Here is an 11986-nt window from a genome sequence, read left to right as displayed (position 1 = left end):
CGTGCCGCCGCCGGATGGCATCAGTCGGTCAACCTCTTGCCGCCTTCGGCATCGAAGAGGTGAACATGCGCGGCGTCGATCGCCACGCGGATGGCTTCACCCGGGCGGGCATCGACACGCTCGCGGAAGACGCAGCTGACCTCGCTGCCGCCGAGGCGGACGGTCAGATGTGTTTCATAACCGGTCGGCTCGATCACTACGATTTCGGCTGCCAGGCCGTTGGGATCGAGCGAGATATATTCGGGGCGCAGCCCGTAGACGAGGTCGCGGCCCACAGCGCTCGCCGGCGGATTGGCGACCGGCAGCCGCGTGCCGTTGGCCGCAACGAATTGACCGGGATCTTCCGGATCGAGCCTGCCGTGGATCATATTCATCGCGGGCGAGCCGATGAAACCGCCGACGAAGAGATTGACGGGACGGTCGTAAAGCTCGAGCGGCGAACCGATCTGCTCGACGATGCCGTCATGCATGACGACAATCTTGTCAGCCATCGTCATCGCCTCGATCTGGTCATGGGTGACGTAGACGGTCGTCGTCTTCAGGCGCTGGTGCAGTTCCTTGATCTCGGCGCGCATGGCGACGCGCAGTTTCGCATCGAGGTTGGACAGCGGCTCGTCGAACAGGAAAACTTCGGGATCGCGCACGATGGCGCGGCCCATGGCGACGCGCTGGCGCTGGCCGCCGGAGAGCTGGCGCGGATAGCGGTCGAGCAGCTTGTCAAGGCCGAGGACGCCGGCGGCATATTTCACCCGTTTCTCGGCTTCCGCCTTCGGCGCCTTGTTGAGCATGAGCGAAAAGCCCATGTTCTGCTCCACCGTCATATGCGGATAGAGCGCATAATTCTGGAAGACCATGGCAATGTCGCGGTCCTTGGGCGGCAGTGTGTTGACGACGCGGCCGCCGATCTTGATCTCGCCGCCGGAAATGTTCTCGAGCCCGGCCAGCATCCTCAGAAGGGTCGACTTGCCGCAGCCCGAGGGGCCGACAAGGATGACGAATTCGCCATCGGCAATATCGATGTCCACCCCCTTGATGACAGGATGCGCCCCAAATGATTTCCGGACATCTTCGAATTGAACGTTTGCCATACTCCCTCCTCCCAGATCATGAGCATTACGCAATGCACTGTATCTATGTCGTTTTCGGCCGGCGGCAGCCCGCCTTCTCACCCCCGCCCGACAAAAGGCATCTTCGTTGCCATCACTGTCATGGTCAGCACATTGGCGCTGAGCGGCAGGCCCGCCATGTAGACGACCGCATCGGCAATATGCGCCGGGTCGATCGTCGCCTCCGCGGCAATACTGCCGTTTGCCTGCAAGACGCCGGCCGCAATCCTCGTCGTCATGTCGCTTGCGGCATTGCCGATATCGATCTGACCGCAGGCGATGTCGAATTCGCGCCCGTCGAGGGCGGTGGATTTCGTCAGTCCTGTAATGGCGTGCTTCGTCGCCGTGTAAGGTGCGGAATTCGGGCGCGGTGTGGTGGCGGAAACGGAGCCGTTATTGATGATGCGCCCGCCGCGCGGATTCTGGCTCTTCATCAGTCGGAAGGCCTGCTGGGTGCAGAGAAAAGCGCCGGTGAGATTGGCGGCGACGATGGCGCTCCATTGCTCAAAGGAAACCTCTTCCAGCGGCACCCCCGGCACAGTGACGCCGGCATTGTTGACCAGCAGGTCGAGCCGCCCGTATTTTTCCGAGATGGCGTCGAAAAGAGCCCGCACCGAAGCGGGATCGCCGACATCGGCGGAAACCGCGAAGAACTCCGCGCCGGTTTCGCCGCCAAGCTCAGCGGCGGCCTTGTCGAGCACGTCGGCCCGCCGTCCTGAAATGACGACCGCGTAACCGGCAGCGCCCAGCCCCCGCGATATGGCTCGCCCGACGCCGGTGCCGCCGCCGGTGACAAGCGCGATCCTTGCCTTTCCGCTGGCCGATATGCTCATGCGATCCTCCCGCCCAGTTCATCCTCGATATGTACTTTCAGGATCTCGTCGAAGCTCGTCTCCGCCTTGAAGCCGAGCGAAGACGCTCTCTCTGCGTCGAACCGGGTCGGCCAGCCGGCGACGATGCGTTCGATTACCGGATCGGGCACGCGTTTGATGAGCGCGACCGCCTTGTCGCCGGCCACGCGGCGCAGCGCTTCGATCTCTTCGGAGACCAGCGCGGAAAGGCCTGGCATGGTGAGGTTGCGCCGCGCGCCGATCCGTGCCGTATCGATCGTCGCGGCATGGATGAAGAAGCCGACGGCCGCGCGCGGACTTGCAAACCAGTGCCGCACGCTGTCGCTGACCGGCAGCACCGCTTCCTTGCCGACCAGCGGTTCGCGCAGGATATTGGAGAAGAAGCCGGATGCTGCCTTGTTCGGTGCACCGGGCCGCACGCAGATAGTCGGCAGCCGGATGCCGATGCCGTCGAAAATGCCGCGGCGGGAATAATCGGCGAGCAGCAGTTCGGCAATGGCCTTCTGGGTGCCGTAGCTCGTCAGCGGCGTGGTGAAGAATTCGTCGGGAATGACTTCCGGGAACGGCGTTCCGAAGACGGCGATCGAGGAGGCGAAGACGAGGCGCGGCACGTAATCGCTCGTGAGGCCGGCCTGACGGATCGCATCGAACAGGGCGCGCGTGCCGTCGAGATTGACGGCGTAACCCTTGTCGAAATCCGCTTCCGCCTCACCCGATACGACGGCGGCGAGATGGAAGATCAGCTCCGGCCGGCCTTCGATCAGCCTGTCGGCGGCGCCGGCACCGGCGAGGTCGACCGTCAGCGCTGTCGAGACCGGCCGGAGCGGTTCCGGCACGGACGGCTGAAAGGCGTCCACCAGCGTCAGCCGGGTGACGGGCCGGCCGAAAGCCAGCGGCTCGCGCGCGATCTTCTCAACCAGCTTGCGGCCGACCATGCCGGCCGCGCCCAAAATCATCACATGCATGGCGGCTCTTCCTCCCGTTCGGCCGGTGTCTTCGGCAAGATCGCGCTGCTCGCCGCGTTCTATGTTGCAGCTGGCGGCACGATCGGAATGTATCCGATCGAATTCAGATAGGTCTGCAACCTGCAGGTCAAGCCGGCTAGGCTGATCCGCAGATGGTCGCAGTCAAACATTCGTACGATGCGGGACGCCCAAAGCCTCGTCCGTCCCGTTTCTGCTCCTGGGTTTGATCGTTGGTATCGATACCGGTATCGGTAACAACGCCCATTTTACTCGCATATGTCAAGTACTGCGTATTTTCCTTTTTTGGAAAAGAGCCTATGAATCTGGTGTTGACCGCTGGCGAGGCAATTCGACTAAGGAATCGGTTCGATGCGTAAATCCACATTGGAAGAGGTTGCCGCCGCGGCCGGTGTCAGCAAAATGACGGCATCACGGGCCCTTCGCGGCGCGGCCGACGTCTCCAAGGAGACCCGCGCAAAAGTGCTCCAGCAGGCGGAACGGCTGAGCTATGTCGGCAACCGGCTGGCGCTCTCGCTGTCGTCGCAGCGCACGAACCTCGTCGCCGTCGTCGTTCCCAGCATGTCCAACATCGTCTTTCCCGAGATGTTGGCGGGCATCTCGGCCGGACTGCGGGGATCCGGCATGCAGGCGGTGTTCGGCATCTCCGACTACGATATGGCGAAAGAGCGCGAGATCATCCGCGACATGCTCTCCTGGCGTCCTGCGGCCATCATCGTGACGGGTCTCGATCAGCCGGCAGAAACGGTCAGAATGCTGCAGAATGCGGAGATCCCGGTGATCCAGCTGATGGACCTCGACGGCACGCCCATCGATTTCAACGTCGGGCTTTCTCATGGCAAGGCGGGAGAGGAGATGGCAAGAGCGCTTTTGGCGGCCGGCCGGCGGCGGTTCGGCTATATCGGCAGCGCGATCGACCGGGACTTGCGGGCCGGCAAGCGGAAGGCCGGCTTTGAGAAGGCCCTGCGCGAAAGCGGCCTGTCTTTCGTGGAGGAGCGGTTCAACGCCGCCTATTCCTCGGTGGCCCACGGCAAGCGGCTGACGATGTCCATGCTCGCGGCGACGCGCGATCTCGATTGCATTTACTATTCCAACGACGACATGGCGACCGGCGGCGCCTTCGCATGCCTGGAACTCGGCGTTTCCAGCCCCGCCGATATTCTGATTGCCGGGTTCAATGGACTTGATGTCGCCCGCGCCCTGCCCGTCAGGATCGCGACCTCGATCTCGCCGCGGCGTCAGATGGGCGAAGCCGCCGCAGCACTTCTGCTTGCGGCGAGCAGAAGTGACGGAAATCCGCCCTCAGAAAAGATCATCGTGTTCGATCCCGAGATTACCGGCGTCGATTAGGCTCCAGCAACCGCTCGTAAACAAAGCCTATCCCCATCCGATTGAGGAATGGCTGATGGCGTCTGCGATGCAGATGGATGTCGTCCGGCGCCGAACATTGAAATAGCGCCAAGCTCGCATATCTGCCCTTGCGCCGCCGCGGGCCTTTCTCGGAGCCAGGGCCGCTGAAGCAGTATGCTTTAGGCGCAGACTTTCTGAAAGAGGTCCTTGATGAGCCGCTCCCGATTGCAGGGGCAGTACGAATATGGTCTTGAAAGACGCCTGGCGTTGGCAAGCTGCAATGGCGGTCCTGTTCCTTTTCACTGCGGCCACAGCCCAGCTGCTGGCTCGGCGAGGCTGAACGTCACGGCCATGAGGACCCAGCCGACCGTGTCATCGATGATGGCCGATGCGACGATCAGCTGGCCAATATTGCTCGAGACGGCCGACCGCTCCTTCATCGAAACGGAGTGATCGAAATGCCTCCTTATCGGCCTCGGCCGAGCTGTTTTGCGAGATCTGCAAGCATTGCGACCTGCCCCTTGAGAATCTTGATCTCAGCCTCTGCGGTGGAAAACCACTCGGCGCGGTCAACTTCGGGAAAATTCTGGAAACGGCCCGATCGTGGCGGCCATTCGAGCTGAAACTCTGAACTGCGCACCTTCGCGACATCAAGCTCGGCCTCCACCGACCAGACGACCACGATTTTTCCGCCCGGTTGGCGATATTCGCCGAGCGGGGCGAACGCTCCCTGGATTTCCACGCCGAGCTCCTCCCGCGCCTCCCGGATTGCTGCCGACAGCTCGTCTTCACCAGCTTCGATCAATCCCTTCGGGATCGACCAGGCGCCCTCGTCCTTCCTGGCCCAGAATGGACCCCCGGGATGCACGAGCAGGACCTCAGGCCTCGTCTCGGAAAGGCGGTGGATCAGAAGTCCGGCGCTACGGACCGGCATCGGCAACTCCCGGCGTGAGCGTCGCCTTTTCCTCGACGACAACTTTCCGCGTGGTGGCGCGTTAGGGGTGACAGCCACACAGATGCGCGGAGTATATCATGGCCAAAGGATTTCGTTTCGACCTGCTTGCCAAGAGCGGCTATGTGGCGCGCGGCGTCGTATTCCTGCTTGTGGCGGGCCTGGCCCTGTTCTCCGGTGTTGCCGGCGGAAGGCCGGAAACGAAGTCGGCGCTTTCGACGCTGCTCGCGCAGCCCTTCGGCCGCGTCTGGGTGGGGCTGATCGGCATCGGCCTGCTCGGATTCGTAGCCTGGCGGCTGTCCCAGTCGCTGGCCGATTCCGACGGGCATGGCACCGGCACCAAGGCGATCGCCATCCGCACGGTTCTCTTCGGCAGCGCTGTCGTCTACCTCGGGCTTGCGGGATACGCCCTGGCACACGCGTTTTTCAGCGGTGGCGGAAGCCAAGGCTCGGGTGAGAAGGGATTGGCCCAGTGGATCATGTCGCAGCCGTTCGGCGCCTATCTTGCCGTTGCCGTCGGCCTCGGCTTCATCATCGGCGGGGTCGTGACGGCAGCCAAGGGCATCACCAGGAAATTCGAGCGCTATCTGAGGCTTGCCGATGCCAGCGGCGTGGTCACCACGGTCTGTGTCTACGGCCTCGTCGCCCGCGGCGTCGTCTTCGTGATCACGGGGATCTTCTTCGCCTATGCGGGTTTCCGCGTCGACCCGCAACAGGCGGGCAGCATGGCGGACGCGCTTGAATGGGTGAGGCAGCTGCCTTTCGGCTCGATCCTTTATATCGCCGTCGCGGCCGGACTGGCGGCCTTCGGAGTCTATAACCTCGTCGAGGCGCGCTATCGCGTCGTGCGCGGTCCGTCCCTTGCCGACATCAAAGATTCGATCCCCACAGCCGGCCATTGAAAAAAACGGCGACTTTCCAACCGGGCGAGCTGCGCCATCTCTGTCAGATGATTTACTTCACCGGCGATACCCATTTTGCAGATCCGCGCGTCCTTCGCATCGACCGACGCCCCTTCCCCGACATGGCCTCGCATGACGTGACGCTGATCCGGAACTGGAACGAAATCGTTGGCCCGCAGGACGACATCTGGCATCTCGGCGACGTCATGTCCTTCCGTGGCGGGAATTGTGACCAGCTCCTTTCGATGCTGAACGGGCGCAAGCACCTCATCATCGGGAATAATGATCCGCCGACGACGACGGAGGCGAGGGGATGGGCGAGCGTTCAGCACTACAAGGAGATGACGCTGGACGATCATCTCCTGATCCTGTGCCACTACCCGTTCCGCACCTGGAACAAGATGGGCAAGAAATCGATCAATCTGCATGGACATTCCCATGGCCGCCTGAAACCCCTGCCCCGCCAGTACGATGTCGGCGTCGACGGGCACGGTCTCAGGCCGGTGTCGCTGGAAGCCTTGCTGTCAACGGAGCGAGCGCTGTGATCCGGCCGTATCGAGAACATTCGGCGTCCGCGGGATCCAAGCCCTGGCAGGTGACGCTCTCCTTGCCGAGGCGCCGGAACCGCATGATCTGGCCGGCGGCGCCGCCATCTGCTTTGTCGCGGGCGAGGTTCGATCGCGTGACTGGAAACGGATGGAAAGCATGGGCCGGCAGGACGAGATGAAGGCCTGGTTCTCTTCGCTGAAGCCTGTCCAGCCGGTCGAGATGATCGGCTTGTGGAGGGGGGCCGGTATTCCGTCCGATCACCCGCTCGACGGCGTTCTCGAGAACCTTGGCTGGTTCGGCAAGCGGTTTCACGCGGACATGCGCGCGGACGCCCTCCTCTTTCAGTGGCGAGCCGATCGGCTGATCGCCATCGAACCCGGCTTTTTTCCAATCGGACTGGCCATCAAAGCCGCACCGTTCGGGCGCACAATGGTCGCCCGAAGCTGGTTCTCCTATCTACAGAAGGCATTGCGTGCGAGGGGCACGACCGCGTCGCTTGCGCTTCAGACTTCGGGGGACGGTGTCACCGCCGCAATGCGTTACGACAGGCAGCCGATCGTCGATTACTTTCGCAGGATGAATGGCCAAGAGCTGGCTGGCATGATGTGCATTGCGGGCGACGCCCGTCGTTATTTCTTCAAGCTGCGAAGAATCGACGCCACCGCAGCGACGGCGGGGTCGTCAGGCCCTTCACCTGCGAGGGCGGCAAAAACAATCTGACGCCGGGAACAATCTGCCATGCCGACCTGTTGTTCGGACACGCAAACCAGGGGGCTGCCATGCGTATGGTCCTGATCGCAACTTTACTCTTGCTGCCTTGCCTGCCTGTCGGGTCGTTGGCGTCGGAGGTGGGTTTTTTGCAGTCTTTGGCCGGCGACTGGAGCGGGACTGGAAGGGTGCTCACGCGGATTGGCGGCACAAATCTGAAGGTCTCCTGCACCCTCCGGTCTGATGCGAGCGCATCCACCGTTTCGATGAACGGAAAGTGTCGCGGCCTGGCGGTTTTCACCAGAAGCTTCTCTGCGACCGTCAAGGCCGCCGGAGAGCATTATACCGGCAACTATGTCGGGCCGTCGGGACTGCCGTCGAAGCTCGCAGGCAGCAGGAAAGGTGCTGCCCTCAACCTGCGCGTGACCTGGGCGCGGCTGGTCAACGGCGATCGAGACGCGGTCTTGATGATCGAGAAAGTCGGGCAGAACCGGCTTCGACTTCAGACCGTCGACCAAGATCCTGCTTCCGGCCAGCCGGTCGTGACCAGTCGCATCGATTTGCAGCGGCCTTCGACGACAGAAAGATAGCAGGCCGCCCGCTTTCGTTTCGGTGCTTTCCGGCGTGATGCTCGCCGCAATCGCCTGTTGTTGCAGCAAGGAAAACGCCGGAGATGCCAACAGGATGCGGTTTGCCCGCGGCATTCAGATGCGCAAGCCCGTGCGTCGACTCAGGTATCAGGTAGCCATTCTGACCAGCGCGTCGCAGAGCTGTCGGGTGTCGTAAGGCTTGGGGAAGAAGACGCCGCGCTCGGGCAATTCATCTTTGTCCGGCTGCTTCATGCCGGAGACGATGATGATTTCAACGGGCGGCCAGCGATCGCGGACGGCCTTTGCGAGTTTCAAACCGTCCATCTTTCCCGGCATGTCGATGTCTGTGAACAGAATCCGAATGCCGGGCACGCTTTCGAAAAGCATCAGAGCCTCATCAGCATTGCGTGCTTCGAGCGGCTCCAAGCCTGCTTCCTCGACGATGCCGACCGCCATCATCAGCAGCAGAGCTTCGTCCTCGACCACGACTACTTTGGTTTTCATGTTTCGCTCGCATGCATGTCATCCTTACCCAGAGGGTCAACTTCGCCTTTCGCAACCGGTTCCCCGATTAAAAATATAACTTCGAAAACGAGGCCACCCGGCCTGTAGTCCGACCTGGACCGCGCCTGCGCCTTCGCCGGGAAGGCCCGTTCTATCAGTATCGAGCCGAAGCCCTTTTTCGTCGGTGTCGAAACCGGCGGTCCATCCGCTTCCGTCCAGACGAGAAGGACGCGTCCGTCATCCTGCTTCCACTCGATGGTGACTGTTCCATATTCGCTTCCGAGACTTCCATACTTGGTTGCGTTGGTCGCCAGCTCGTGCACAACGAGCGAAAGCGGCAGCGCGATGTCTGCGGGAAGAACCACTTCCGGGCCATCCAGGCGAATGCGCTCGGCCTGCGAGGCGACGTGGGCACGCAAGGCTGCGGAGACAATCTCCCTGACAGATGAGACCGATCCCTCGCGCGACAGGATGAGATCATAAGTGCCGGCGAGCGCTGCGAGCCTCTCGGCGAAGGAATTGTATCTTTCCGGATCGGAGCGCGAGAAGGTTTGCCGGGCGATCGCCTGAACGAGGGTGAAGCCATTCTTGACCCTATGAGCCAGTTCGCGGACAAGAAGGCTGCGCTCCTCCTCCGCCTCCTGGCTTTGGCGTCTTCGTTCATCGAGTTCATCGAGCAGCCGATCGAAGGTCGCACCGACGACACCGAGTTCGTCCGGTCCTTTCATGCCGGTCCGCGCCGTCGTTTGACCGCCGCGCCACTTTTCCATCACATCCGCGATCCTGGAGATCGGCACGAGGATGAAGCGGTTGCCGATGAAGATCGCGGCCAGGAAGGCAAAGAGCGCGCCGCCGATAATGGCGAGCGTATTCATCGTCGTCGCCCTGTTGATCGGGGCGAAGGCCTCCTCCTTGGAGAAGCCGGCGCTGACATAGAGAGGATTGGAAGGCAGCGCGATCGGGCGATAGCCAAGGATGCGTTCCGTTCCGTCCTCGCTCATCAGCTCGATTACATCGGGCTGGTCGGCATGGATCAGCCGCTGATAGGCGTCGGGCATGGCGGTGCCGACGAAGCGCTCGGGCGAAGGAACGCGCGCAACGATCGTCCCGTTGCCATCGGCTATCGTCACCGCATTGCCGGTAGCAACACCGCGCTCGGTGATACGGTTCTGCAGCCAGTCCACCCTGATTCCGCTGACGATGACGGCCTTCATGGCGTCGCCCTCCATGAGGGGCATTGCGATCGGCAGGACGGGTCTGTCGACAAGGCGGCTCTGCGTATAGGTGCCGACCACGAAAGCCTTGGTCGTGAGCATCTGCTGGAAATAGTCTCGATCGGAGAAGATCACGCCCTCGGGAAAAGCCATGCTGCCGCAGATCGGCTGTCCGTCGAGCCCGACAACGAAGATGGTGCGGATGTTCGGAATGCTTTCGACAACCGCCTCGAGCGCCGCATTGCAAGCCGGGACGTCGAGCTGCCGGACGGAAGGCATGGCGGCGACGGAGACGAGAAGGGCGTGCAGGCCCTCTATGATCCGTTCGACTTCGGACGAGGCTTGTCTGGCCGCTTGTGCCGCGGATGCGCGCACTTCTTCATTGCGCTGATGGCGGAGCGCGACTTCGTTGTAAACGAGCATCGCCACAACCGGCGCCAGCGCCGCGACCGCTACTGCGACCAGCTTAAGTCTCATCCTGCTCCCTCTCGGAATAAGCTAGTTAGCATGTTCGAAAGGGTCTAGCCCAGATCACGCGGCCAATCTTGTTTACAAAATATCAATGCAGGTATCCGGACGTTCGCGCGGCAGCCTTGCCGAGTTTCCGATTTTGGTTAGATAGAGCAAAGATGAATGATGGCAAAAGCACGTCCTTCGACCGTCCTGCAGCCGGGGCCTACTCGCCGCAGCCGCTGACCGGTGCCGTGGCGGACGAAGTCGAACGCCTCTTATCCGGCCGAACCCGCGATATTCGCCTGACGGGCGACCTGCTGCGCCGGTTCGACGAAAGGCTGTGGCGCCAGAGGGCGAAAGTCATCCGCTCCTGGATGACATGGGTCGCCTTTGTCGACGTTCTGACGCTGGCGCTGAATGCCATGCTGCTTCCCCGCGAGGTTGCCCTATTGATGGTCGCCCCGGCCTGCCTGCTGCCGCCGGCGGCGATCCTGACGGCGCTCGTCTGGACCAAGCCGCGCCCGGCAGCGGTTCAGCGCGCATCGCTCCTCGGCGGAATGTGCGTCATCCTGCTGTCGGTCGCACTCGTCGGCGTCTTTGCCGGAGGCGAATTCTACGAGCGCCATTTGACCATCATGCTGTTCGTCGCCACCAGCGCAATCACCATCTTCAGCGTGCCGCTCGCCTGGACGATCGCAATCGCCTGTTATGCCCTCTGCCTCTATTTCACCTTTCAATGGTACAACCCGCTCGTGGATGCGGGCAGCGTCATAGCCGGGACCCTGTTCTTTTCCTGCGGGATCATCGCGACCGTGGTCGCCAGGCGAACGATGAACATACTGGCGCAGAAGACATTTCTCCTGGACTGCAGGGATCAGCGCCGCGTTGCGGAATTGGCCGATGCGAATGCCCGATTGGAACGGCTGGCCAGAACCGATCCGCTGACGGGGATCGCCAACCGCCGTTGGATGATGGAAACGCTCGAGAGCCTCTGGCGCCACGGCCGTGAAACCGGCATCGTCGCCATGCTCATGTGCGACATCGACCACTTCAAGGCGCTGAACGACAAGCTCGGGCATGGCGAAGGCGACCGCTGCCTTGTCAAGGTCGCCGGCATCATCCAGAGCTGCGTGCGCGCCGATCGCGACCTGGTCTCGCGCCACGGCGGCGAGGAATTTCTCATCGTCCTGCCGGATGTCGACGAAGAAGAGGCCGTCGCGGTGGCGAAGCGAATACGTGAAAGCGTGGAGGCCGCCGCCCTTCCGAACCCGTCTTCCAGCGTCGGCCCGTCGGTGACGCTGAGCGTCGGGGTGGCGTTCAAATCGGCTGCGGACACTGGCCTTTCCCTGGCCAATCTCCAGCACGAAGCCGACGTGGCACTCTATCGCGCCAAGGAAGCAGGCCGCAACCAGGTCTGCGTCTTCCACCGTCCGCCACCCGCTGCGGAGCAGATCGCCGCCCGCCGCTGAAGGCAGCTGGGCGGGAGGTTTCGATCGACGGGCATCGGCGCAATCAACGTCAGCGGATCACTAACACCGCCGCCATGGCGACTGCCGAGACGAAGCCGGCGGCGCTCAGTCCGAATGTCAGATATTCTGTCGCTGTTTGTCGGTGGCCGAGCTCGACACTTCCAAGGACGGCCGCAAGGCCTCCCGCTATCCAGCTCGCCAACGTCAGCGCGCCGAAGAAAAGCGCCCACTGCGTTGCTGTCTCCATGATTCTGCTCCCGTTTCGGCCGCCGCTCGAGGAACTCCTGCGCGGGTCTATCAGTAACAAAACTCGGCCCGCTTTGTTTCCACATGGCCTTGCACTTTTCCGACCATT

The 11986-nt window shown here is 62.3% G+C and carries 14 protein-coding genes; 7 read left to right on the top strand and 7 right to left on the bottom strand.

The features are described from left to right. Window positions 1–20: 20 nt before the first annotated feature. The 3 genes from PYR71_RS23175 to denD form a co-directional block, all read right to left on the bottom strand. Entirely contained in the window at window positions 21–1088 is a 1068-nt protein-coding gene (locus PYR71_RS23175) for an ABC transporter ATP-binding protein (protein WP_275620993.1), read from the bottom strand. 77 nt (window positions 1089–1165) lie between these two features. Further along, window positions 1166–1939 carry an SDR family oxidoreductase gene (locus PYR71_RS23170; RefSeq protein WP_183934597.1) on the bottom strand — a complete coding sequence of 258 codons (774 nt, stop codon included), beginning with the start codon at window positions 1937–1939 and terminating at the stop codon, window positions 1166–1168. Then, window positions 1936–2922, bottom strand: a complete 987-nt coding sequence (gene denD, locus PYR71_RS23165) for a D-erythronate dehydrogenase (RefSeq protein ID WP_275620992.1) — start codon at window positions 2920–2922, stop codon at window positions 1936–1938. The genes PYR71_RS23170 and denD overlap by 4 nt, the downstream gene beginning before the upstream one ends. Before the next feature lie 369 nt (window positions 2923–3291). Here denD and PYR71_RS23160 point away from each other — a divergent pair, with 369 nt between their 5' ends. Both PYR71_RS23160 and PYR71_RS23155 read left to right on the top strand, forming a co-directional pair. Next, on the top strand, window positions 3292–4290 hold the full coding sequence (locus PYR71_RS23160; RefSeq protein WP_275620991.1) for a LacI family DNA-binding transcriptional regulator: 999 nt from the start codon (window positions 3292–3294) through the stop codon (window positions 4288–4290). Window positions 4291–4500: 210 nt separating this feature from the next. Continuing rightward, window positions 4501–4743 (top strand): hypothetical protein, encoded by a 243-nt coding sequence (locus PYR71_RS23155; protein ID WP_275620990.1) that lies wholly within the window; start codon window positions 4501–4503, stop codon window positions 4741–4743. Between the two features lie 13 nt (window positions 4744–4756). On the opposite strand, the gene PYR71_RS23150 is transcribed toward PYR71_RS23155, so the two are convergent. Next, window positions 4757–5224: an NUDIX hydrolase gene (locus PYR71_RS23150; RefSeq protein ID WP_275620989.1), complete on the bottom strand. Its 468-nt coding sequence runs from the start codon at window positions 5222–5224 to the stop codon at window positions 4757–4759. A 98-nt stretch (window positions 5225–5322) separates the two neighbouring features. On the opposite strand from PYR71_RS23150, the gene PYR71_RS23145 reads away from it, so the two are divergent. From PYR71_RS23145 to PYR71_RS23130, 4 genes are all read left to right on the top strand, one after another. Continuing rightward, entirely contained in the window at window positions 5323–6144 is an 822-nt protein-coding gene (locus PYR71_RS23145) for a DUF1206 domain-containing protein (RefSeq protein WP_275620988.1), read from the top strand. Between the two features lie 47 nt (window positions 6145–6191). Next, window positions 6192–6689: a metallophosphoesterase family protein gene (locus PYR71_RS23140; RefSeq protein ID WP_275621048.1), complete on the top strand. Its 498-nt coding sequence runs from the start codon at window positions 6192–6194 to the stop codon at window positions 6687–6689. 151 nt (window positions 6690–6840) lie between these two features. Continuing rightward, on the top strand, window positions 6841–7413 hold the full coding sequence (locus PYR71_RS23135; RefSeq protein WP_275620987.1) for a GXWXG domain-containing protein: 573 nt from the start codon (window positions 6841–6843) through the stop codon (window positions 7411–7413). Between the two features lie 59 nt (window positions 7414–7472). Continuing rightward, a complete protein-coding gene (locus PYR71_RS23130) occupies window positions 7473–7991 on the top strand; it encodes a hypothetical protein (RefSeq protein ID WP_275620986.1) in 519 nt (172 codons plus the stop codon). Window positions 7992–8138: 147 nt separating this feature from the next. On the opposite strand, the gene PYR71_RS23125 is transcribed toward PYR71_RS23130, so the two are convergent. Continuing rightward, window positions 8139–8495, bottom strand: coding sequence for a response regulator (locus tag PYR71_RS23125; protein WP_183934589.1), 357 nt, complete (start codon window positions 8493–8495; stop codon window positions 8139–8141). Next, on the bottom strand, window positions 8492–10186 hold the full coding sequence (locus PYR71_RS23120) for a sensor histidine kinase (RefSeq protein WP_275620985.1): 1695 nt from the start codon (window positions 10184–10186) through the stop codon (window positions 8492–8494). Before PYR71_RS23120 ends, PYR71_RS23125 begins: the two co-directional genes overlap by 4 nt. 152 nt (window positions 10187–10338) lie before the next feature. Here PYR71_RS23120 and PYR71_RS23115 point away from each other — a divergent pair, with 152 nt between their 5' ends. Continuing rightward, window positions 10339–11631, top strand: a complete 1293-nt coding sequence (locus PYR71_RS23115) for a GGDEF domain-containing protein (protein ID WP_275620984.1) — start codon at window positions 10339–10341, stop codon at window positions 11629–11631. Between the two features lie 49 nt (window positions 11632–11680). Here the strand turns inward: PYR71_RS23115 and PYR71_RS23110 are convergent, their stop codons facing one another. Further along, a complete protein-coding gene (locus PYR71_RS23110; protein ID WP_275620983.1) occupies window positions 11681–11878 on the bottom strand; it encodes a hypothetical protein in 198 nt (65 codons plus the stop codon). Between the last annotated feature and the right edge of the window lie 108 nt (window positions 11879–11986).

Origin of the sequence: Rhizobium mulingense (assembly GCF_029194105.1) — a bacterium.
Classification (GTDB): Bacteria; Pseudomonadota; Alphaproteobacteria; order Rhizobiales; family Rhizobiaceae; genus Rhizobium; species Rhizobium mulingense.
This window is presented reverse-complemented; position numbering and strand designations above follow the sequence as displayed.

Bases quoted from the DNA above. Each gene is read 5' to 3' on its own strand.
- PYR71_RS23140 (WP_275621048.1), top strand. From the start codon at position 6,192: ATGATTTACTTCACCGGCGATACCCATTTTGCAGATCCGCGCGTCCTT.
- PYR71_RS23150 (WP_275620989.1), bottom strand. From the start codon at position 5,224: ATGCCGGTCCGTAGCGCCGGACTTCTGATCCACCGCCTTTCCGAGACG.
- PYR71_RS23125 (WP_183934589.1), bottom strand. From the start codon at position 8,495: ATGAAAACCAAAGTAGTCGTGGTCGAGGACGAAGCTCTGCTGCTGATG.
- PYR71_RS23135 (WP_275620987.1), top strand. From the start codon at position 6,841: ATGGAAAGCATGGGCCGGCAGGACGAGATGAAGGCCTGGTTCTCTTCG.
- PYR71_RS23170 (WP_183934597.1), bottom strand. From the start codon at position 1,939: ATGAGCATATCGGCCAGCGGAAAGGCAAGGATCGCGCTTGTCACCGGC.
- PYR71_RS23130 (WP_275620986.1), top strand. From the start codon at position 7,473: ATGCGTATGGTCCTGATCGCAACTTTACTCTTGCTGCCTTGCCTGCCT.
- denD (WP_275620992.1), bottom strand. From the start codon at position 2,922: ATGCATGTGATGATTTTGGGCGCGGCCGGCATGGTCGGCCGCAAGCTG.
- PYR71_RS23110 (WP_275620983.1), bottom strand. From the start codon at position 11,878: ATGGAGACAGCAACGCAGTGGGCGCTTTTCTTCGGCGCGCTGACGTTG.
- PYR71_RS23160 (WP_275620991.1), top strand. From the start codon at position 3,292: ATGCGTAAATCCACATTGGAAGAGGTTGCCGCCGCGGCCGGTGTCAGC.
- PYR71_RS23120 (WP_275620985.1), bottom strand. From the start codon at position 10,186: ATGAGACTTAAGCTGGTCGCAGTAGCGGTCGCGGCGCTGGCGCCGGTT.
- PYR71_RS23175 (WP_275620993.1), bottom strand. From the start codon at position 1,088: ATGGCAAACGTTCAATTCGAAGATGTCCGGAAATCATTTGGGGCGCAT.
- PYR71_RS23115 (WP_275620984.1), top strand. From the start codon at position 10,339: ATGAATGATGGCAAAAGCACGTCCTTCGACCGTCCTGCAGCCGGGGCC.
- PYR71_RS23145 (WP_275620988.1), top strand. From the start codon at position 5,323: ATGGCCAAAGGATTTCGTTTCGACCTGCTTGCCAAGAGCGGCTATGTG.
- PYR71_RS23155 (WP_275620990.1), top strand. From the start codon at position 4,501: ATGAGCCGCTCCCGATTGCAGGGGCAGTACGAATATGGTCTTGAAAGA.